20 protein-coding genes and 1 pseudogene are annotated in these 20,856 nt (G+C 61.9%); 16 read left to right on the top strand and 5 right to left on the bottom strand.

Annotated features, from left to right (window positions below):
- The first annotated feature begins 3 nt into the window (after positions 1-3).
- Positions 4-954, top strand: a complete 951-nt coding sequence (gene miaA / locus RO009_23420; GenBank protein MDT3687981.1) for a tRNA (adenosine(37)-N6)-dimethylallyltransferase MiaA — start codon at positions 4-6, stop codon at positions 952-954.
- Between the two features lie 236 nt (positions 955-1,190).
- Here the strand turns inward: miaA and RO009_23415 are convergent, their stop codons facing one another.
- On the bottom strand, positions 1,191-1,517 hold the full coding sequence (locus RO009_23415) for a CsbD family protein (GenBank protein ID MDT3687980.1): 327 nt from the start codon (positions 1,515-1,517) through the stop codon (positions 1,191-1,193).
- 308 nt (positions 1,518-1,825) lie between these two features.
- Here RO009_23415 and RO009_23410 point away from each other — a divergent pair, with 308 nt between their 5' ends.
- The 14 genes from RO009_23410 (at position 1,826) to RO009_23345 (ending at position 16,010) form a co-directional block, all read left to right on the top strand.
- Positions 1,826-3,586 (top strand): acetolactate synthase 3 large subunit, encoded by a 1,761-nt coding sequence (locus RO009_23410; protein ID MDT3687979.1) that lies wholly within the window; start codon positions 1,826-1,828, stop codon positions 3,584-3,586.
- Positions 3,587-3,686: 100 nt separating this feature from the next.
- On the top strand, positions 3,687-4,235 hold the full coding sequence (ilvN, locus tag RO009_23405) for an acetolactate synthase small subunit (protein MDT3687978.1): 549 nt from the start codon (positions 3,687-3,689) through the stop codon (positions 4,233-4,235).
- 61 nt (positions 4,236-4,296) lie between these two features.
- Positions 4,297-6,201, top strand: coding sequence for a heavy metal translocating P-type ATPase (locus tag RO009_23400; GenBank protein ID MDT3687977.1), 1,905 nt, complete (start codon positions 4,297-4,299; stop codon positions 6,199-6,201).
- Positions 6,202-6,268: 67 nt separating this feature from the next.
- Complete coding sequence (ilvC, locus tag RO009_23395) at positions 6,269-7,288, top strand: ketol-acid reductoisomerase (protein MDT3687976.1); 1,020 nt, start codon at positions 6,269-6,271, stop codon at positions 7,286-7,288.
- Between the two features lie 34 nt (positions 7,289-7,322).
- Positions 7,323-7,694, top strand: a complete 372-nt coding sequence (locus RO009_23390; GenBank protein ID MDT3687975.1) for a lysozyme inhibitor LprI family protein — start codon at positions 7,323-7,325, stop codon at positions 7,692-7,694.
- Positions 7,695-7,836: 142 nt separating this feature from the next.
- Positions 7,837-8,688 carry an ABC transporter ATP-binding protein gene (locus RO009_23385; protein MDT3687974.1) on the top strand — a complete coding sequence of 284 codons (852 nt, stop codon included), beginning with the start codon at positions 7,837-7,839 and terminating at the stop codon, positions 8,686-8,688.
- Entirely contained in the window at positions 8,688-9,479 is a 792-nt protein-coding gene (locus RO009_23380) for an ABC transporter permease (protein MDT3687973.1), read from the top strand. Before RO009_23385 ends, RO009_23380 begins: the two co-directional genes overlap by 1 nt.
- An 88-nt stretch (positions 9,480-9,567) precedes the next feature.
- Positions 9,568-10,581 carry an ABC transporter substrate-binding protein gene (locus RO009_23375; protein MDT3687972.1) on the top strand — a complete coding sequence of 338 codons (1,014 nt, stop codon included), beginning with the start codon at positions 9,568-9,570 and terminating at the stop codon, positions 10,579-10,581.
- Positions 10,582-10,651: 70 nt separating this feature from the next.
- Positions 10,652-11,506 (top strand): pyridoxal kinase PdxY, encoded by an 855-nt coding sequence (pdxY, locus tag RO009_23370; GenBank protein ID MDT3687971.1) that lies wholly within the window; start codon positions 10,652-10,654, stop codon positions 11,504-11,506.
- A 34-nt stretch (positions 11,507-11,540) separates the two neighbouring features.
- A complete protein-coding gene (locus RO009_23365; protein MDT3687970.1) occupies positions 11,541-12,071 on the top strand; it encodes a PhzF family phenazine biosynthesis protein in 531 nt (176 codons plus the stop codon).
- Positions 12,037-12,444: a PhzF family phenazine biosynthesis isomerase gene (locus RO009_23360; protein ID MDT3687969.1), complete on the top strand. Its 408-nt coding sequence runs from the start codon at positions 12,037-12,039 to the stop codon at positions 12,442-12,444. Before RO009_23365 ends, RO009_23360 begins: the two co-directional genes overlap by 35 nt.
- 6 nt (positions 12,445-12,450) lie before the next feature.
- On the top strand, positions 12,451-13,173 hold the full coding sequence (locus tag RO009_23355; GenBank protein ID MDT3687968.1) for an NUDIX hydrolase: 723 nt from the start codon (positions 12,451-12,453) through the stop codon (positions 13,171-13,173).
- A 9-nt stretch (positions 13,174-13,182) separates the two neighbouring features.
- Entirely contained in the window at positions 13,183-14,097 is a 915-nt protein-coding gene (locus tag RO009_23350) for a polyphosphate kinase 2 family protein (GenBank protein ID MDT3687967.1), read from the top strand.
- 353 nt (positions 14,098-14,450) lie between these two features.
- On the top strand, positions 14,451-16,010 hold the full coding sequence (locus RO009_23345; GenBank protein MDT3687966.1) for a 2-isopropylmalate synthase: 1,560 nt from the start codon (positions 14,451-14,453) through the stop codon (positions 16,008-16,010).
- 61 nt (positions 16,011-16,071) lie between these two features.
- Here the strand turns inward: RO009_23345 and RO009_23340 are convergent, their stop codons facing one another.
- The 3 genes and pseudogenes from RO009_23340 to RO009_23330 form a co-directional block, all read right to left on the bottom strand.
- Positions 16,072-16,569: a c-type cytochrome gene (locus RO009_23340; protein MDT3687965.1), complete on the bottom strand. Its 498-nt coding sequence runs from the start codon at positions 16,567-16,569 to the stop codon at positions 16,072-16,074.
- A 162-nt stretch (positions 16,570-16,731) separates the two neighbouring features.
- Positions 16,732-16,890 (bottom strand): annotated as a pseudogene (locus tag RO009_23335) (DUF1127 domain-containing protein).
- 61 nt (positions 16,891-16,951) lie between these two features.
- Positions 16,952-18,064, bottom strand: a complete 1,113-nt coding sequence (locus RO009_23330) for a methyltransferase (GenBank protein MDT3687964.1) — start codon at positions 18,062-18,064, stop codon at positions 16,952-16,954.
- A gap of 246 nt (positions 18,065-18,310) precedes the next feature.
- On the opposite strand from RO009_23330, the gene RO009_23325 reads away from it, so the two are divergent.
- Positions 18,311-19,309: a LysR family transcriptional regulator gene (locus RO009_23325; protein ID MDT3687963.1), complete on the top strand. Its 999-nt coding sequence runs from the start codon at positions 18,311-18,313 to the stop codon at positions 19,307-19,309.
- Positions 19,310-19,728: 419 nt separating this feature from the next.
- Here RO009_23325 and RO009_23320 read toward each other — a convergent pair whose 3' ends face one another.
- A complete protein-coding gene (locus tag RO009_23320) occupies positions 19,729-20,811 on the bottom strand; it encodes a DUF4344 domain-containing metallopeptidase (GenBank protein ID MDT3687962.1) in 1,083 nt (360 codons plus the stop codon).
- Between the last annotated feature and the right edge of the window lie 45 nt (positions 20,812-20,856).

Raw genomic sequence — 20,856 nt, 5'->3', positions numbered from 1 at the left:
GCAATGAGCAATCGGGGCAAGGAGGGGCGTGCAGACGCGGTGCTTATTGCAGGGCCGACCGCCAGCGGCAAGTCCGCCGTGGCGCTGGAATTGGCGGAGCGGCTGAACGGCGTCGTCATCAATGCCGATTCGATGCAGGTCTACCGCGACCTCCGCATCATCACCGCGCGCCCTACGCCCGAGGAAGAGAAGCGTGTCCCGCACCGCCTCTATGGCCACGTCGATGCCGCCGAGAATTATTCGGTCGGGCGCTGGCTTGGCGATGTTCGAAACGTTTTGCAGGAGGTCAGGGCTGCCGGGCGGATGCCGGTTTTGGTCGGCGGCACCGGCCTCTACTTCATGGCACTGACAACCGGACTCGCAGCCATTCCACCGATCGACCCCGCGATCAGGGCGGGGTTGCGAGCGCGCCTGGAAGCGGAAGGCGTCGCGACGTTGCATGCGCAATTGCAGTGCCGCGATGCGGAAAGCGCCGGGCGCATCATGCCGCGTGATCGTTCACGTATCTTGCGCGCACTGGAAGTGGTTGAAGCGACCGGCCGCACGATGTCCGACTGGCACCGGGAGGACATGCCTGCGCTCATCGCGCCTGAGCGCGCAATCAAGATTTTTCTGACGCCTAACCGCGAGGAACTGAAGCTGCGCATTGAGAAGCGGTTTGATCTGATGCTCGAAGCCGGCGCGGTTGAGGAGGTGAGGGCGCTCGACGCGCGCAACCTGCCGGAGAATCTGCCGGCCATGAAGGCGCATGGCGTGCCCTGGCTGCGCAGACATCTGCGTGGCGAAATCTCGCTCGAAGCGGCCGCCGCGGGCGGCAAGATGGACACGCGGCGCTATGCGAAGCGGCAGGTGACGTGGTTCCGCAACCAGATGCCGGACTGGCTATGGGTCGATCCCGCCGCCGCTTCCGACCACCTCAACGCGGCCTTGGCCGCGGTTCATCCCGCCACATGATCGGCTCGATGAAGAATGCATACGAGGTGAACAGGACCTCGATCACGGTCAGCAACACGATCATCGCCTCAAGCCGCAGACGGCGTGCCGTATCGGCGAGATCGGCTAGCGCCTGCGCGTCTCGCCGACGAGCTTGCGCGTCCAGAATAGCGGCGCGGTCAACCGTGTTGCTGTTGTTGCCGCGTCTGACGCAGCAAGACCAGGAGGCGCCAGAAGATGGCCTGAAGGGGGTCGGCTCACTTCACCGTCTTCAGCCACTCGTCGATCTGGCGATCTGCGGCTTCCCGATCGATCCCGTAGCGGGCCTGGATGAAGCCGTTCAGTGCCTCGCGCCGGCCCTGGGCTTGTGCGATCTCGTTTTTGGTCAGCTTGCCCCATCGCTGCTTGATGCTGCCCTTGAAACGCTTCCAGTTGCCCGCGATCTTGTTCCAGGCGACCGTCCGCAGTGGTTCCTTGGCAGGGGCGGATGCGGCCGGCGTCGGCTGGGGCGTCTGGGCCGTAATGGGCGTAGACAACAAGCTTATGCCGACAATCGCTGTCAAAATTAATTGTATCGCTCGCATATGGCCTCCCGACCCCGGAATATCCTCAGTTGCCGGCCGCAATATTAGCGATACACTGCCCTGACTGAAATTCATTGGACTGCTTGACCGCCCCGGAAAGGGGCGATATAGACGAGCGAAATCTTCGTTCCGGATAGACCAATGCTACGCAATTTTATTTCGCTGATCGTAGTAGGAGGGCGCATCGCCGTGGGTGACTGATCACCCGCGTGAGGCGGTGCGCTGACAGGGTCCTTCGGGACCCTTTTTGATTCCGGAGCACACCTGAAACCCTTTAAAGACGCATACGCGTTCGAGTGGAGCAGAGCATGAGCAAGGAAATGACCGGGGCCGAGATGGTCATCGAGGCGCTTGCCGATCAGGGCGTCAAACACATTTTTGGCTACCCCGGCGGCGCGGTGCTTCCGATCTACGACGCGCTGTTTCAGCAGGAGAAGGTGCGCCATATCCTTGTGCGGCATGAGCAGGGGGCGGTTCACGCCGCCGAGGGCTATGCGCGTTCCACCGGCAAGATCGGCTGCGTGCTCGTGACTTCAGGTCCCGGCGCCACCAATGCGGTGACCGGCCTGACCGACGCCTTGATGGATTCCATTCCGCTGGTCTGCATCACCGGGCAGGTGCCGACGCATCTGATCGGCAATGACGCGTTTCAGGAATGCGACACCGTCGGCATCACGCGGCCCTGCACCAAGCACAATTATCTCGTGAAGAGCATTGCCGACCTGCCGCGCGTGCTGCACGAGGCGTTCTATGTCGCCGCGACCGGGCGCCCCGGTCCAGTCGTCATCGACATCCCCAAGGACATCCAGTTCGCGAAGGGCATGTATTCCGGACCGACCAACATCAAGCACAAAACCTATACGCCGAAGCTCAAGGGCGACATGGACAAGATCAAGGCGGCTGTCGAATTGATGGCGAAGGCCAAGCGTCCGGTCTTTTACACGGGCGGCGGCGTCGTCAATTCGGGCAATGAAGCGACCCATCTCCTGCGGGAACTGGTGAAGCTGACCGGCTATCCGATCACGTCCACGTTGATGGGCCTCGGGGCTTATCCCGCCATTGATCCGCAATGGCTCGGCATGCTTGGCATGCACGGCACCTATGAAGCGAATTGGGCGATGCATGATTGCGACGTGATGATCTGCATCGGCGCGCGCTTCGACGACCGCATCACTGGCCGGCTCGACGCGTTCGCGCCCAACTCCAAGAAGATCCATGTCGACATCGATCCGTCGTCGATCAACAAGAACGTCAAGGTCGATATCGGCATTGTCGGCGATTGTGCGCATGTGCTGGATGACATGATCCGCATCTGGCGCGGCACCAACGCGCAGCCGGACAAAAAGTCGCTGCAGGATTGGTGGAAGCAGATCGAAAAGTGGCGCGCCCGCAAGTCGCTCAGCTATCGAGCCTCAAACGAGTTGATCAAGCCGCAATATGCGATACAGCGTCTGTTCGAGCTGACGAAAGACAAAGACACTTACATCACGACCGAAGTTGGTCAGCACCAGATGTGGGCGGCGCAATTCTATCAGTTCCAGGAACCGAACCGCTGGATGACCTCTGGTGGTCTTGGAACGATGGGTTATGGCCTGCCGGCGGCGGTCGGCGTGCAGATGGCGCATCCGGATTCGCTTGTCATCGACATCGCCGGCGAAGCCTCGGTGCTGATGACCATGCAGGAAATCTCGACTGCGGTGCAGTATCGGTTGCCGATCAAGATTTTCATCTTGAACAACCAGTATATGGGCATGGTGCGCCAGTGGCAGGAATTGCTGCATGGCGGCCGTTACTCGGAGAGCTATTCGGAGGCCTTGCCGGATTTCGTGAAGCTCGCTGAGGCCTATCACGCGGTCGGCATCCGCTGCAGCAAGCCGGGCGATCTCGATCACGCGATCAGGGAAATGATCGATGTCGACAAGCCGGTGATCTTCGACTGCGTGGTCGACCAGAGCGAGAATTGCTTCCCGATGATCCCGTCGGGCCGCGCACATAACGAGATGATCCTGGGCGACGCCGCCGAAAGCCTCGACGAGGCGATCACCGAAGAAGGCAAGGTGATGGTGTAATCAAGTGTCATTGCCGGGCTTGACCCGGCAATCCATCGTTTTGCGAAACAGATGGATGCGCGGGTCAGCCCGCGCATGACTATAAAGAGCAAAGGGTAATATCGTGAACGCTCCATCGACATCACACTATCCCGCAGCGCCCGCCGCGCAGGGCGTCGAGACGCACACGCTTTCTGTGCTGGTCGACAACGAGCCGGGCGTTCTGGCGCGCGTGATTGGCCTGTTTTCCGGCCGCGGCTACAATATCGACTCGCTGACGGTGTCGGAGACCGAGCACCAGAAGCACGTCTCACGCATCACCATCGTGACACGCGGCACGCCGATGGTGATCGAGCAAATCCAGCATCAGCTCGAGCGTCTCGTTCCCGTGCACCGCGTGGTCGACTTGACGGTCGGCGTGACGTCGCTCGAGCGCGAACTGGCGATGGTCAAGGTGAAGGGCAAGGGCGACCACAGGGTCGAAGCCCTGCGTCTGGCGGATGCATTCCGCGCCCGGGTGATCGACGCCACGACCGAAAGCTTCGTCTTCGAGATCACCGGCAAGAGCGACAAGATCGAGCAGTTCATCGGTCTGATGCTGCCGCTGGGCCTCGTCGAGGTCGCGCGCACCGGCGTCGTCGCTATCAGTCGCGGCCCGGACGCCATGTAGAGATGCCCGCTCCCGCGCCGTGTCGTTCGATGCGTCACAATAACGAGTTTTGTTCGCCGGCATGACCGCCGTTCCGCTTCGCGCCGTACTGATGGTCGTGCCGCTTGCGGGACTTGTGGCGGGATTTGCAGCGCACGTCTTTGGGGCCGGCGAATGGTCTGGTCCTATCTGGGCGGCTGCGGCCGTCCCGGTTCTGATGGCGTTGATCGCCGAAATCTGGACCAGCTTGCGGGCCGGAAAATTCGGACTGGATATCGTGGCCGCGCTCTCGATGAGCGCAGCGCTCGCCTTCGGCGAGAATCTGGCCGCCGCCATCGTGGCGCTGATGTATGCCGGTGGGCAGTATCTCGAAAGCTTCGCAGAAGGGCGGGCCCGACGCGAAATGTCGGCCTTGCTGGAACGCGTGCCGCGCAGGGCTGTGCGTTACCGGGAAGGCGTACTTGAGGAAGCCGCCATCGATACGATCGTGCCAGGCGATCGTCTCTTGATCCGGCGCGGCGATGTTGTGCCAGTCGACGGGCAAGTTGCGAACGGCCTTGCGGTGCTCGATCAGTCGGCGCTGACCGGAGAATCCTTGCCGGTGCAGTTGCAGTCGGGCGATGCCGTCCTGAGCGGCGTGACCAATGTCGGGGAAATCTTCGATCTTGCGGTGTCCCGGCGCGCGGCGGAAAGCACGTATGCAGCTATCGTGCGGCTCGTTGAGGCGGCGCAGCGCTCGCGCGCGCCGATGGTGCGGCTTGCAGACCGTTTCGCTATGGTTTTTCTGGCAGCGACAATAGGTCTTGCCGGCGGCGCCTGGTTCTTCACCGGCGATCCGATCCGCGCCGTCGCTGTCCTCGTCGTCGCCACACCCTGTCCGCTGATCCTGGCGGTGCCGGTTGCCATCGTTGCCGGTCTGTCGCGTGCGGCCCGCCACGGAATCCTGGTCAAGAGCGGCGGGGCGCTCGAGATGATGGCGCGTGTACGTTCATTCGTCATCGACAAGACCGGCACGCTCACCTCCGGTGAGGCGCGCGTGAAAGCCGCGCGGACAGCTGGCCAATTGTCAGCCGACGACGTGCTGCGCCTTGCGGCCTCGCTCGACCAGGCCTCCAAGCACGTGATCGCGCAGGCATTGGTGGCCCATGCGCGCGAGCGCGGCCTTTCGCTGGCATTGCCAACCAATGTTGCCGAAACGCCTGGCGAGGGCGTCGAAGGCGAGATCGAGGGACGCCGCATTGTGGTCGGCGGGCGGCGTTTTGTGGCCGCGAAGCTGGAAGGCATGCCGGCCCCTCCGCCCAGGCGCCATAGTACTCCGGGGGTGGTCACGGTTTCGGTCGCCTGCGACGGTGCGATGGCCGGTGAAATCGTCCTTGCTGATGAATTGCGGGCGGGTGCGGCCGGATTACTCGAGACTCTGCGCGGCTTTGGCGTCGAACGCATCGTGCTGGCAACCGGCGACCGCGAGGACGTGGCGCGGACAGTCGCGAACGGTCTCGACATCGATCAGATCCGCGCCGAGCTCACACCTGACCAGAAGGTCCTCGCCGTCCTGTCGGAACGCAAGAGAGGTCCGGTCATGATGGTCGGGGACGGCGTCAACGACGCGCCGGCGCTCGCCGCGGCCGATGTCGGCGTGGCAATGGGGGCGCGTGGTGCCGCCGCTTCCGCCGAGGCTGCCGACGTGGTGCTGCTGGTCGATCAGGTCGACCGGATTGCGCCTGCCATTTCGATCGCGCGCCGGTCACGCCGGATTGCCCTTGAGAGCGTGGTGGCCGGGATCGGATTGTCTGTTGGGGGCATGGTGGCGGCCGCTTTCGGCTATCTGACGCCGGTCGAAGGCGCGCTGTTCCAGGAGGTTATCGATGTTGCAGTCATTCTCAATGCCCTGCGGGCGCTGCACGGCCGTGCCTTTGGCCGTGTCGGGACCGCCGAGAATAGAGGGGCTGCGGAGAGCGGGCTTGTCCGCAGCGCCCAACAATCCTAGAAGCTGCGCCAGTCCAATTTCCAAGAAACCGGGGCGGCGGGCCGCCCAAGCTGGGGGTTAAAGTACCATGCGCGTTTACTATGATCGCGACGCCGACCTGAACCTGATCAAGGGCAAGAAGGTGGCCGTTATCGGCTATGGCAGCCAGGGCCACGCCCATGCGCTCAACATGCGCGATTCCGGCGTGAAGGAAGTCGTCATCGCGCTGCGCAAGGGCTCCGCTTCCGCCAAGAAGGCCGAAGGCGAGGGCTTCAAGGTCATGGAGGTCGCCGAGGCCGCCAAATGGGCCGACGTGATGATGATGCTGACGCCTGACGAATTGCAGGGCGACATCTATCGCGAGCATCTGCATGCCAACATGAAGCAGGGCGCCGCGCTTCTCTTCGCGCACGGCCTGAACGTGCATTTCAATCTGATCGAGCCGCGCGCCGACCTTGACGTGCTGATGGTCGCGCCCAAGGGACCCGGCCACACCGTGCGCGGCGAATATCTCAAGGGCGGCGGCGTGCCGAGCCTGCTGGCGATCCACAAGGACTCTTCCGGCAACGCGCACGACCTCGGCCTGTCTTATGCGTCGGCGATCGGCGGCGGCCGCGCCGGCATCATCGAAACCACCTTCAAGGAGGAGTGCGAGACCGACCTGTTCGGCGAACAGTCCGTCCTGTGCGGCGGCCTCGTCGAACTGATCAAGGCCGGCTACGAGACGCTGGTGGAAGCCGGCTACGCGCCGGAGATGGCGTATTTCGAATGCCTGCACGAGGTGAAGCTGATCGTAGACCTGATCTACGAAGGCGGCATCGCCAACATGAACTACTCGATCTCCAACACAGCGGAATATGGCGAGTATGTCACCGGTCCGCGCATCATCACCGCCGAGACCAAGGCGGAGATGAAGCGCGTCCTCGCTGACATCCAGTCCGGCAAATTCACCCGCAACTGGATGCTGGAGAACAAGGTCAATCAGACCTCGTTCAAGGCCACGCGTGCCAAGCTCGCCCAGCACGATATCGAGAAGGTGGGCGAGAAGCTGCGCGCCATGATGCCCTGGATCAAGAAAGGCGCGCTGGTCGACAAGGCCAAGAACTGATCGCCAAACACAAGGAATGACGGGAGGAGAGCGGATGCGCCGATCATTTGCTCTCCTCTTTGCTTTTTATCTGGCGGCCTCGCCGGCCTGGGCGCAGAAGGATGAAATCCCGGAGCCGGAATGCGACGGGAGCACCACCCAGATGGTGGAGTGCGTCGCCTCCATCGCCGAGCGATGGGACAAGCGGCTCAACGCCGCCTATCAGAAAGCCCTGAAGGACGCCGTCAGCACGGCGCAGCGCGACCAGCTTCGTGTGGCGCATCGGCTTTGGGTCCGCTATCGTGATGCCAATTGCGAGTATTACGCCTTGGGCGAGGGCACAATTTCACGCCTTGAGGCCGCATCCTGCCTGCATGACATGACGAAAAGCCGGGCGCTCGAGCTCGAAGGCGGGGGCAAGAACTGACCCAGAAAATACTGCGGCCCTCGTGCTGACAATATGGCGCGACGGGTGTCCCGCTCCCCGGCTTTGCATTTGCGCGTGGTCCGGCTAGCTTCGCTGGGAACAGCGGACACGATTTCAAATCCGCGATCACGACGAGGGGGAAATGGCCGTAGGTGCCTCTGCATTGGCGGAAGAGTCCGCGCAGCGTCCGGCCACGGCTCCTGCCGTCGCCCTGCAGGATGTCACCATCCGCTTCCGGTTGAGCGACGCCAGCGTCTTCACCGCCGTCGACAGCGCGTCCCTGTCGGTCAAGGACGGAGAATTCGTCGCCATCGTTGGTCCCACCGGCTGCGGAAAATCGACCCTGCTCAATGCCGCCGCGGGATTGCTGTCGCCATCGTCCGGCAAGGTGTCCATATTCGGCGCGCCGCTCACGAGCCTCAACCGCCAGTCCGGCTACCTGTTTCAGGCCGACGCGCTGTTCCCATGGAAGACCGCACTCGACAATGTCGCCATCGGCCTTGAGACGGCGGGCGTTTCCGCGGCGGTCGCCAGGCCGAAAGCGCAGGACTGGCTGACGCGCGTCGGCCTCGGCAATTTCGGCGAACGCTATCCGCACATGCTGTCGGGCGGCCAGCGCAAACGCGTCGGCCTGGCGCAGGTGCTGATCCGCGATCCGAAAATCCTGCTAATGGACGAACCGTTCGGTCCGCTCGACGCGCAGACCCGGCAGATCATGGGCAACCTTTTGCTCGATCTGTGGAGCGCGGACAGGAAGGCCGTGCTGTTCGTGACCCATGATCTTGAGGAGGCGATCGCCCTGTCGGATCGCGTGGTGATCATGTCGGCGGGGCCGGCCGCGCGCATCATCGGCGACTGGAGAGTGCCGCTGCCGCGCCCGCGCGATATTTCCGAAGTGAAGCTGGACAAGGGGTTCCATGAACTGCACCGCGAGATCTGGCAGATGCTGAAGGATGAGGTGCTGAAGGGTTACGCGCAGACGGGAGGCGGATGATGAATCGCGTCGCGCTTCTTTCGTTTCAGGTCGGCGTCGCGCTGGTTACGCTTCTGGCATGGCATTTTCTCACCACCATTCCGATGAGCGACGGCAAGCCGCTGGTGCCGCCATTCTTCTTCTCTACGCCCGGCGATGTCATCGGCCGTATCGTCAAATGGTTCGCCGAGGGCACCATCTGGCGGCATCTGTGGATCACGCTTGCTGAATCCGCGCTCGCCTTCGTGATCGGCTCGGTTGGCGGAATCCTGGTCGGCTTCTGGTTCGCGCGGCAGCCGATCATCGCCGCGATTTTCGATCCCTATGTGAAGATGATCAACGCGACGCCGCGTATCGTGCTGGCGCCGATCTTCACACTCTGGTTCGGCCTCGGCATTTGGTCGAAGGTCGCGCTTGGCGTCACGCTGGTCTTCTTCATCGTGTTCTTCAACGTCTATCAGGGCGTGCGGGAAGTCAGCCCGACCGTGCTCGCCAACGCCCGCATGCTCGGCATGAACGAGCGGCAATTGATGCGTCATGTCTATTGGCCGTCCGCCCTGTCCTGGATGTTCTCCTCCCTGCACACGTCGGTGGGCTTCGCCGTGGTGGGCGCGGTGGTGGGCGAATATCTCGGCTCGGCGGCGGGGCTCGGCTATCTCATCCTGCAGGCCGAGGGAACATTCGATATCGCCGGCGTCTTCGCGGGCATGTTCGTGCTGGCGGCTTTCGTGATCGTAATCGACGCGGTCGTGACCATCGTGGAGAAGCGACTTCTGGTCTGGCGTCCGGCCGCCGCCGACACGCGGACCTGATTGCGGCCTTTCCAGCGTGATTGCACTGCTTTATCGTCGCGGACGAAGCGGCTCGGGCAAGGGGCCGTGTGACAACAGGGAGGACTTCATGATAGGGACGATCATGCGGCGACTGGTATCGGCGCTTGCCGCGCTGATGCTGATGAGCGGCTTCGCGATGGCGCAAACCAAGGTCACCATCGCCGTCGGCGGCGCAAGCTGTCTGTGTTATCTGCCGACCGTGCTTGCCAAGCAGCTTGGCGAGTATGAAAGGGCCGGCCTCCAGGTCGACATGGTTGATTTCAAGGGTGGCTCCCAGGCGCTGACGGCAGTGCTCGGCGGCAGCGCCGACGTGGTGTCGGGCTATTTCGATCATTGCGTCAATCTCGCCTCCAAGGGCCAGAGCCTGCAATCCATCGTGGTCTATGATCGGTTCCCGGGACTGGTCCTTGTCGTGTCTCCCAAGCAGACCGGCACCATCAAGTCGGTCAAGGACCTTGCCGGCAAGAAGGTCGGCGTCAGCGCCCCCGGCTCCTCAACGCATTATTTCCTGAATTTCCTGTTGAAGAAGAACGGTGTTGCGTCCGACTCGGTCGGCGTGATCGGCATCGGGCTGGGTGCGACGGCGGTCGCGGCAATGGAACAGGGTTCGGTCGACGCGGCGGTCATGCTCGATCCCTCGGTCACGTTGCTACAGGGGAAGAACAAGGATCTGCGCATCCTCAGCGATACCCGCACGCAGAAGGACAATATCGAGGTCTTCGGCGGCGACTATCCGGGTGGTGCGCTCTATACCAAGACCGAATGGATCGAGAAAAATCCAAAGACCGCGCAGGCCCTGGCGACCGCGATCGTGAACACCCTGAAATGGATTCACTCGCACACGCCGGAAGACATCATGGCGAAAATGCCGCAGGAACTCATCGGGGCCGACAAGGCGCTCTATCTCGCAGCGCTCAAGAACACGATCCCGATGTATTCGCAGACCGGCCTGATGGATCCGAAGGGTGCCAAGGCGGTGCTGGACGTGTTCAGCCAGTCATCGGAAGCCGTGGCCAAGGCCAATATCGATCTGTCCAAGACCTACACCAACAAGTTCGTCGAAGCCGCCGGCAAGAAGTGATCCATTGCCCGCGTGACAAGTACAGCCCTCTCCCGCTAGGAGAGGGCTTTGCTTTTGGGCGCGCGCGACCATGAATCTCCTTTCCATTCAGTCTCACGTGGCCTTTGGCCATGTCGGCAATGCCGCGGCCACCTTTCCGCTGCAGCGGATCGGCGTTGAGGTCTGGCCGATCCACACCGTGCAATTCTCCAACCATACCGGCTACGGCGCTTGGACCGGGGAGGTGTTCGACGCCGGCCTGATCGGGGAGGTGGTGCGTGGTATCGACGCGGCCGGCGCGCTTGGAACATGCGATGGAGTGCTGTCCGGCTATATGGGGGCGGCGGCGACGGGTGAGGCTATTCTCGGTGCCGTGGCGCGGGTGAAAGGCGCCAACCCGCAGGCACGCTATTGCTGCGATCCGGTCATAGGCGATGTCGAGTCCGGCGTGTTCGTGCGTGACGGCATTCCGGAATTCATGAAAAGCAGGGCAGTGCCCGCCGCCGATGTCATCACGCCGAACCAGTTCGAGCTCGATTATCTGTCCGGGCTGACAACATCCAATCTGGATCGCACGCTCGCTGCCGTCGACGCGCTGCATGCGCTGGGGCCGCGCCATATTCTTGTGACATCGCTGCATGTCGAGGAAACGCCACGGGACAGTCTTGATCTGCTGGCATCCGGACCGGAGGGCTGTTTTCAGGTGCGCACACCGCTGCTGCCGCTTTCCATCAGCGGGGCAGGCGACGCCATCGCCGCCTTGTTCTTTGCGCATCTGCTGCAGACGGGGCGGACGGCCGACGCGCTGCAGAATGCGGTTTCATCGGTCTATGGCGTGTTGAAGGAGACGGCGGACAAAGGCGCGCGGGAAATCTTGCTGGTGGAGGCGCAGGAAGAATTGGTGAAGCCAGGCCGGATTTTCAAACCCCAGAAAGTGGACGCATGATCGTCCGCCGAACGCCTGGGCAGGGACATGGGCGATGCGCTTACGATTTGTGACCCTTGACGTCTTCACGCAGACGCGATTGAGCGGCAATCCGCTGGCGGTCGTGATCGATGCCGATGGTCTGGAGCAGCCGCGCATGCAGGCGGTCGCGCGGGAATTCAATTTGCCCGAAACGGTATTCGTCCTGCAGCCCGCAAACCAGGAGCATCGCGCGCGGCTGCGCATCTTCACGCCGGCGAACGAACTGCCATTTGCAGGACACCCGACGGTTGGCACGGCTTTGCTGCTGGGCTGCATGACCGCTTCTGCCAATACCCGCGGATTCGTGCTGGAAGAGCCCATCGGTCTCGTCCATTGCCGGGTGACATCGCATGGCCATGATGGCGGCCATGCCAAATTCACCGTTCCGAGATTGCCGGCCGAGGCCGGCTCCGCGCCGGACCGGAAGGCTGTCGCCGGCGCGCTCGGCTTGTCCGAAGACGATATCGGGTTCGGAGAATTCCGATGCGCCCTTGTTCTTTGCGGCGCGCGTGCCGTTCACATTCGTCCCGGTCGCGTCGCTTGACGCGCTCAAGCGCGCGCGTGCCGATATGCGAACTTTCGAAGCTGTTTTTGGCGGCGCGTCGCCGGCCGCCTGCTATCTGTTTTCCGCGGCGACGCAGGAGCCGGCGCACGATTTCCGTGCCCGCATGTTCGCTCCGGGGATGGGGATTGCGGAGGACCCGGCGACCGGCGCGGCGGTGGCCGCCTTTGCCGGATTGCTGTCGTCGGCCGGAGGTTTGTCCGACGGCAAGCACGACATCTGCATCGCGCAGGGCTATGAAATGGGCCGGCCGAGCCAGATCGAGCTCGGCCTCGAGATATCGGCAGGGCTGCTGACAGTTGCGACCATCGGCGGCCATGCAGTCATCGTCAGCGAAGGCAAGATCGAGGTCTGATGCACGATGACGGACATTCGCGTTGCCCGCATCGAGCGTCTTGATCTTCGCTTTGAACCGCGACCCTGGGCATTTGCAAAGAGCCGCCGAGTAGAAATCAACGCTCATTTCGATCTGCTCAGGCAAAGCAAGCCTCTCTGGAACGGGCGTGTATTGCTGATGTTCGAGCATTCGACTGAAGACGGCTTGTTCCGCGGCGCCTATCTGGAAACCGACTTCGCCAGTTTTATCGCCTGGCGCGACTGGGGATTTCCGGACAAAGACATCCGTAATTGTTTCGCGCCGGCGATGCTTCAGGGATCGGATGGCGGTTACGTCTTGGGCGTCATGGGCAGCCAGACCGCCAATGCCGGACAGATCTATTTTCCATGCGGGACGCCGGACCCGGATGACGTCAAGGATGGACGAGTTGATCTGAAGAACAGCGCATGTCGTGAATTGTTGGAGGAGACGGGTATTTCGACAGACGAACTCGAAATCGATGCGCACTGGCTTGCGGTGTTTGCCGGTCCTCGTATCGCCATGATGAAGCCGATGCGGGCGCGGCAACCGGCTGAGATCTTGCGCCAGCGGATTCGCGATCACATCGCTCGGGAGAGCAAGCCTGAATTGGTCGACGCGCACATTGTGCGCAGCCCGGCTGATTACGTTCCGGGCATGGCGCCTTTTGTGACGGCTGCTCTCTCGGATCGCCGGAACGCACTTGCCAACCGGCCCGGCACGGGCTGAACTGCATTCATGAAGCTCGAAAACCTCGCCGATCGCTTTCGCGTCGACAATCCCGACAGGTTTCGTCTCAAGGAAATCGACCCGGCTGATTGCTGCGGTCTGTCTATGGACAAGGACGAAGCCAAGGAGATGCTGGCTGACAGCGTGCAGCGCATGTCGAAGCTGCAGGAAAAGCTGTACGCGCAGGACCGCTGGGCGGTGCTGCTGATCTTTCAGGCGATGGACGCCGCCGGCAAGGACGGCGCCATCGAGCATGTGATGTCGGGCATCAACCCGCAGGGATGCCAGGTCTTCTCCTTCAAGGCGCCGAGTTCGCAGGAACTCGATCACGACTTCATGTGGCGCACCACGATGTGCCTGCCGGAGCGCGGCCGCATCGGCGTGTTCAACCGCTCCTATTACGAGGAGGTGCTGGTCGTCCGCGCGCACCCGGAAATTCTGGCGAAGCAGAAGCTGCCGGAAAAGCTCGTCACCAAGGATATCTGGGAGCAGCGTTTCGAGGATATCCGCGCCTTCGAGCGCTATGTCGCCCGCAACGGCACGCTCATCCTGAAATTCATGCTGCATGTCTCAAAGGAGGAGCAGGCCCGGCGGTTTCTGGCGCGGCTCGACGACCCCGCGAAGAACTGGAAGTTCTCGCTGGGAGATGTCGAGGAACGCAAGCTCTGGGGCGAGTACATGCGTTTCTATGAGGATTGCATCCGCGAAACGAGCCGCCCGTACGCGCCCTGGTTCGTCGTGCCGGCCGACAATAAGTGGTTCACCCGCCTCGTAATTTCCTCCGCCATTGTTGAGGCCATGGATGCCTTGGACCTACATTTTCCCAAGGTGGCGGCGGGCGCGCTTGAGGACATGCAGAAAGCTCGCGATGCCCTCGCCGCCGAGTTGCCGAAAGGCAAAAATAACAAGCCGAACAAGAGGTAACAGGGACTCGCCGGCCGGGCGCGCGATTTGGCCTTGCCCGGCGGCCCCGTCCTCCGCTAGAAGGAAATCACGTGACTTCCGGCTTTTACGCGTCGTTAGGCATTCTGCTCGACGCTAGAGTCAGAATTCCGAGGGATATTCGGGCATGTGTGCGCCTTTGACTTTTCGCGCGACGGCTGTCGAGGCTTTTCAGCCTCTGCCGGGCCATGCCCTCACCATTCTTGGCGGTCTGCTTCTTATCAGCCCCTGAGGGCCGGCTGGGCGTGCGCGCCTGGGCACTCAGGGGGCCGGATCTGAACCCCAATGAGCGCCCGGAACCCGACAGGGCGCATGAGAGAAGAAGGACCTTTTCAATGACCGCGCAGACCAAGTCCAACCGGGACCGCGTCTACATCTTTGACACCACCTTGCGCGACGGCGAGCAATGCCCGGGCGCGACCATGACCCACGAGGAGAAACTCGAGGTTGCGGAGTTGCTCGACCAGATGGGCGTCGACATCATCGAGGCTGGTTTTCCGATCGCCTCGGAGGGCGATTTCGCCGCGGTCAACGAGATCGCCAAGCGCACCAAGAACGCCGTGGTCTGCGGCCTCTCGCGCGCGGCGCCCAAGGACATCGATCGCTGTGCCGAAGCGATCAAGCCGGCCGCGCGCAGACGCATCCACACCTTCCTCTCCACCTCGCCGGTGCACATGAAGTACAAGCTCCAGAAGGAGCCGCACGAAGTCTATGAGATGGTGATCGCGCAGGTGACGCGTGCGCGGATGCACACGGACGACGTGGAATGGTCCTCGGAAGACGGCACCCGCACCGAACACGACTTCCTCTGCCGCTGTGTGGAAGCCGCGATCAAGGCCGGCGCCACGACGATCAACATACCCGATACCGTCGGCTACACCACCCCGGAGGAATACGCCGCGTTGTTCCGCATGGTGCGCGAGCGCGTGCCGAATTCCGACAAGGCGGTGTTCTCGGTGCACTGCCATGACGATCTCGGCATGGCGGTTGCGAATTCGCTGGCCGGCCTTTCCGGCGGCGCGCGCCAGATCGAATGCACCATCAACGGCATCGGCGAGCGGGCCGGCAATGCGTCGCTGGAAGAAGTCGTGATGGCGATCCAGACGCGCAACGACGTCTTGCCCTACTGGACCAATATCGACGCGACCATGCTGACGCGCGCCTCCAAGCTCGTGTCGGCGGCGACGTCGTTCCCGGTGCAATACAACAAGGCGATTGTTGGCCGGAACGCCTTCGCGCATGAATCCGGCATCCACCAGGACGGCATGCTGAAGAACACCCAGACTTACGAGATCATGACGCCGGAAAGCGTCGGCGTGAAACAGACCTCTCTGGTGATGGGCAAGCATTCCGGACGCCACGCCTTTGTGCATAAGCTGGAAGAGCTCGGCTACAAATTGGGCTCCAACCAGTTGGAAGATGCCTTCGTGCGCTTCAAGGCACTGGCCGACCGCAAGAAGCACATCTACGACGAGGACATCGAGGCGCTAGTCGACGAGGAAATCGCGACGGCGCAGGACCGCATCAAGCTCGTATCGCTGACGGTGATCGCCGGCACGCGCGGCCCGCAATCGGCGACGCTCGAGCTCGACATCGATGGCCGGCATCAGACCATCCAGGCCACCGGCAATGGTCCGGTCGATGCGACGTTCAACGCGATCAAAGCGATCATTCCGCATGAGGCAAAACTCGAGCTCTATCAGGTGCACGCCGTGACCGAGGGCACCGACGCGCAGGCGGAAGTCTCCGTGCGGCTCGCGCAGAATGATTATGCAGTCACCTCACGCGGCGCCGATCCGGATACACTGGTTGCATCCGCAAAGGCCTATCTCGGCGCTCTCAACAAGCTGATGGCGCGGGGTGCGCGCACCCACGCGCAGCACTCAGCGCAGTAGTCTGAGTGAACCAAAACAAGGAAGGGCCGCACATTGTGCGGCCCTTTGTCTTTGTTCGCGATTATTTTTGGTCTGATTGGCCCGTTGTCGCAGACTGCGGCGGCACGATTTTCATGACGAATGACGTTGGCGATTCGTTCGGCCCAAAGGGACCGGGAACCTTGTTCGTGACTGGCGGCAGGCTCTTAAGAAAGGCAACGATGGCGTAAGCGTCCTGACGCGACAGCTTGGCGAAGGCGTGCCAGGGCATGACCGGCGAGAGCGTGCGGCCATCAGGTCTGCGGCCCTTGGTGATCGCAGTGACGATCTCATCCGCCGACCACTTGCCGAGCCCCGTGTCCGGGTCCGGCGTCAGGTTCGGGCCGTAAAAGACACCGAGACCGGGGATTTCAAATCCGACTTCCGAGCCGCCGAGAAAACGCGCCATTTCCGGTTTGCCGAAGAAATATCCCGGCGTATGGCAGTCGTTGCACCCGCCCAGCGTCACGAGGTATTCGCCGCGCTTGATCTGCGCGTTCTGTGCAAACGCGGCGTACGGAGCAGCAGCGAGAGCTGAGATGGTGAGCGCCGCCACTAGTGCGAGACGACGAACCGATCGGGCCAAAATGAGTGGCTTTGCTCTGAGCCTGGCCGCGCTTCGGTTGAGATGATCCTGCGGATCGCGTGTGGGATCACCAGCTCCGGAGGCCAGCGAGTCGGCGACGAAGTCGATCTCGCTCCGGTTCAGTCCGACGTCTCGAAGGAGGTCGTCGGGCTGATCGCTTAAGGCGCGGCGCGTCTGATGAGCCACGATCAAGCGTCGAACTGCGTCTTTCAGAAAGCCAGCGATCCAGCACGAGCGCGAGGGGCTTTGAGAGACGTAGGCGACAATGTCGGTCATGATAAATGTCCTTTCAGAACGGCGGATGTGGTTCTGCAGCCACCATCAAGTTGTTGGAGGGTCAGCGCTTGTGGCCGATGACGGCTCCGTTCGCTCCCGGCGCATCGAACCGCACGGTTTCGATGTCGCGGAATCCGGCTTCAGCGAGCCAGGCGGTGTATTCAGAGGCGGTATAGTTTCGCCCCTCGGTTTCGATGAGCATGTTGAGACTCATGAGGGCAGCTGATGCCGGTCCGGTTTTCTCGTCATTCACCAGCAATTCGCTGATGACCACCGCGCCGCCGGGCGCGAGGGTCTCGTAGGAGCGGCGCAGCAGCGTCCTGTTCTTATCGACGTCCCAGTCGTGCATGATCATCGAGAAGAGGTGCAGATCGTAGCCGTCGGGGAATGCGCCGAAGAACGAGCCTCCGATTCCTTCTATGCGCGCTGAAAGTCCGGCTTTTGCGACATTGCGTTCGGCGATCGCAACGACATGCGGGAGATCGAATACTGCGGCGTGAAGAGCGGGGTATTGCGTGCACAGCGCGATGTCGAATGCGCCGGAACCGCCGCCGATGTCGAGCAGCCGGCGATAGCGGCCAAAGTCATATGCGCGGCCGAGTGCGCCAGCAGTCATGATCGACAGTGAATGCATGGCCTCCCAAAACAGCGCCAACATCTTGGCGTCTTCGCCGTCGAACAGAGACGACTGCGTGTCCGGATTCCATGTGGTTGGACGATTGGTGCGCAGCGCTTCGGCGAGCTTGCCCCAGCCGGCATAGAGGCGCTTGTCCGCCATCTCGACCCATCCGCCGAAATAATACGGCTGACCGGGTACGAGATAGGCTTCGCTCAGGGCGGTGTTGCGATAGCGTCCGTCTTCGCCGGCGAGAAGCCCAAGCGCAGCGCAGCCTGTCAGCAGCATTTCGGCAGGACGAGGATGGATTTTCAAGGTTTGCGACAAGTCGCCGGCGGTGATACTTCGCCCGCCGGAGAGAAGGCCGAACAGGCCGAGTTCATGCGCGGCGGCAAGTGTCTTGAAGGCCCAGAAGCCGCTCGATAGCTCCATCAGCCGCAGGGGCGAGGGAAGGGCTGCCGGAACGGCCGCAGGGCTAACCAGCCGCATTTCCGGGGCGCGCGTGGCAGACGGCCCTTGGGGAATGACGGTGGCAGTTGCAGTGGCATGCGAGCGCATCGTGGTCTCCTCGGGTTGGCGTTTGGGCGTGCGACATTGTCCGTCGTCCGGGCAACCGGGCGCCGTTACGCGGTCAGCTTTTCAGTTGGACGTTTATCGAGGCGCGCCAGGACCGAGTCCGGCCGCGCCGCGGCGTCTTTGCTTGTCCGCTTCACCAGCGCGGACGCGCGCCTGATTATTCGGCGGCCCTAATTCGCGCAATCAGGACTATTGCCAGACTGTTCTGCATTTTTGCAGAATGCCGCCATGATTGACTGGGACGATCTGCGTTTCGTGCTGGCCGTGGCCCGCACCGGTTCGGCACTGCGCGCCGCCCGGGCTCTTAACGTCAATCAGACGACCGTCACCCGCCGCATCGCCCAGATCGAGAGCATCGTTGGCGCCGATCTTTTCGAGGCGCGACAGAGTGGATATCTGCCGACGCCGCTCGGCCGGCTCGTTGCAGACAGCGCAGAAAGGATAGAAGCTGAAGTCCTCGCTTTGCGCAGCGCCATCGATGCAAGTCAGCGGATGCTGTCAGGGTCGGTACGTTTCACCTCGAGCGAGGTCTATGCGAATTATGTGATTGCGCCATTCCTGCGCAACTTTCGCCAGCAATATCCGGGCGTAACTGTCGAACTGATCACGGACGATCGGCGGCTCGATGTCGCTCGTGGTGAAGCGGATGTGGCTTTGCGTGCAAGTTCTCGACCCGAGGGCAGCGGCATTGTCGCACAACGGCTTCCGGACGCCGGCTGGACCGCTTATTGCAGCGCGGCCTATGCCGAAGAGCACGGCGTGCCATCCAGCGCTGCCGCATTTTCCGGGCATTTCGTCGCGTTGGTCGAGGGTCCCATGGCGGGACTGCCGCCATTCTGCTGGCTCAGCAAGGTCGCCATGAATGCAACGGTCAATACGCGCAGCAACAGTCTCACGAACGTGCTGTCTGCCATCAAGGCAGGCCTGAGCATTTCGGTGCTGCCGTGCTTCGTCGGGGACAGGGAGCCGGACCTCATTCGTTGCCTGCCCCCTGTTGCCGAACTGGATGGTGAGGTCTGGCTGATCGTTCGCGAGGACGTCAAGCAGGCCACGCATATTCGAGCGTTTGTCGATTGTCTGTCTGCGCATATGAACGGACTGCGGGGACCGCACTCGGGACGAAAGCCAACGAAGATCGAAAGCCCTGCTGTCCTTGCAGCGCTGATTTCGACCGCTTCGATGGATATCGGCCATCTTGGCGAAACTGTTATTTCGTTGTGGCTGTAGGACCCGGTGGTCACGCGGTCGTCTCGCAGCAGCCGGAATTGATCCGCTCGCGGTCTGAATGCACTCCGCCACGATCCTGGGGCCGGGCTGTGAGCCCGGCTCCATTTTCTGGGAAACAGAGCTGCCCCATTGCATCACTTCTTTCCGGGCGGGTTTTCCGGCCGCGCTCCCGGGGGATTCTCCGCCCGCGCTCCCGGCGGATTTTCCGGGCGCATTCCAGGAGGGCTTTCCGGGCGAGCTCCTGGAGGATTTTCCGGGCGCGCACCAGGGGGATTTTCCGGCCGCGCACCAGGGGGATTTTCCGGGCGGCCCGGGGAATTGCCGGTTGCTTGTCCGAAAGCCGGCGTGACCGTGGCGATGGCAAGCATGGCCAAGCCGATAAGCCTTATCTTCATGCTGGTCTCCTTGTCGTGGTTGGTTCACCTCTGCTTGGTGCAGAGCCCTTCATCCAACAGCGTCTTGCAATTGATCTCTTGCGAGATCGCCATTGAAATCGTCGTGGCGCACATCGGCCGATCCATCGCCGGCGATGCGAACCAGTTTTTGGCGAAAACCTTTTGCTTCAGCTTCTCGTCGATGTAGGGCGAGATCAGCGTCCTGAAGGCGAAAGCGTTTGTCTGGTATTCATAGCGGCAATGCTTGGCCCGGCTTTGCGGCAGCAGACCGTTGTCGACTGCATCGGCGAAAAGCACGGGGTTTGCGCCGTAGGCCATGCACCAGCGGTTGAAATAGCGTTGCGCGGGAAGCGAATGTGTATCGGCCAGAAGGTGCAAATCCGGCCTCTTTCCTTGTTCGTCGATCGCTTCTGCGCCGCCGACAAAGGATGTTCCGAGGATCAGCCGCCGCGCGTCGTCCTTGCACAATTGCAGCAGAATGTAGGTCGCAAAATAATCGGCAACGTCCTCTTCACGCCCGAAGAACGGAATATCCAGAACCTCGACGACGGCATGTCCCGCCTCATGCAGGAAAACCTCGATCGTCGGTCCAATCATTACGTCCCGGAGCGGCAAAGCGTCGGTTGCCACCTTGGAGGCGTGTTTCAGCACATAGTCTATGTATTCGTAGCAGACCTTGATGACGTCATCCCAGAAGGTTGCGTTTGCAACGCCATCGCAGCTGCCCAGCTTCAACGTGATCCGGATTGGCAGCTTGACCGGCGCGAGCAGCGCCTGAACCTTCTCCAGAACATGTTCCTGCTGCAGAAGGGCGTAAAGTGGGCGATGCGCAGGGTCTGTCGGTTCAACATATTCAATATCGAACCGGTTGGTGGTCAGCGCAGCAGCATTGCGGCTCGGCACCGTTTGTTTCTGCAACGCCTGTGCATCCTTTGCAGGATGCGGAAGGAAAGAGATCAGTCCGCCGGACCGCGCGGCGGTACTATCGCCCAGCAGCAGAATGCCCAGAATGACGACGAGCGCGATCCATGCAAGCGGTGCAGCTGCGCATTGCCGAGGCTTTGAGCCATGCGTGTCGATTTCTTGTGTGGCAGGATGCGGCGGCATGGATGGCTCTTGCAAAAAAGAGTGATGTCCTGATCGGATAATTGC

The organism is Pseudorhodoplanes sp. (assembly GCA_032027085.1).
Classification (GTDB): domain Bacteria; phylum Pseudomonadota; class Alphaproteobacteria; order Rhizobiales; family Xanthobacteraceae; genus Pseudorhodoplanes.
Note: the sequence above shows the minus strand (reverse complement) of the source record. Positions and strands in the feature narration are given on the sequence as shown.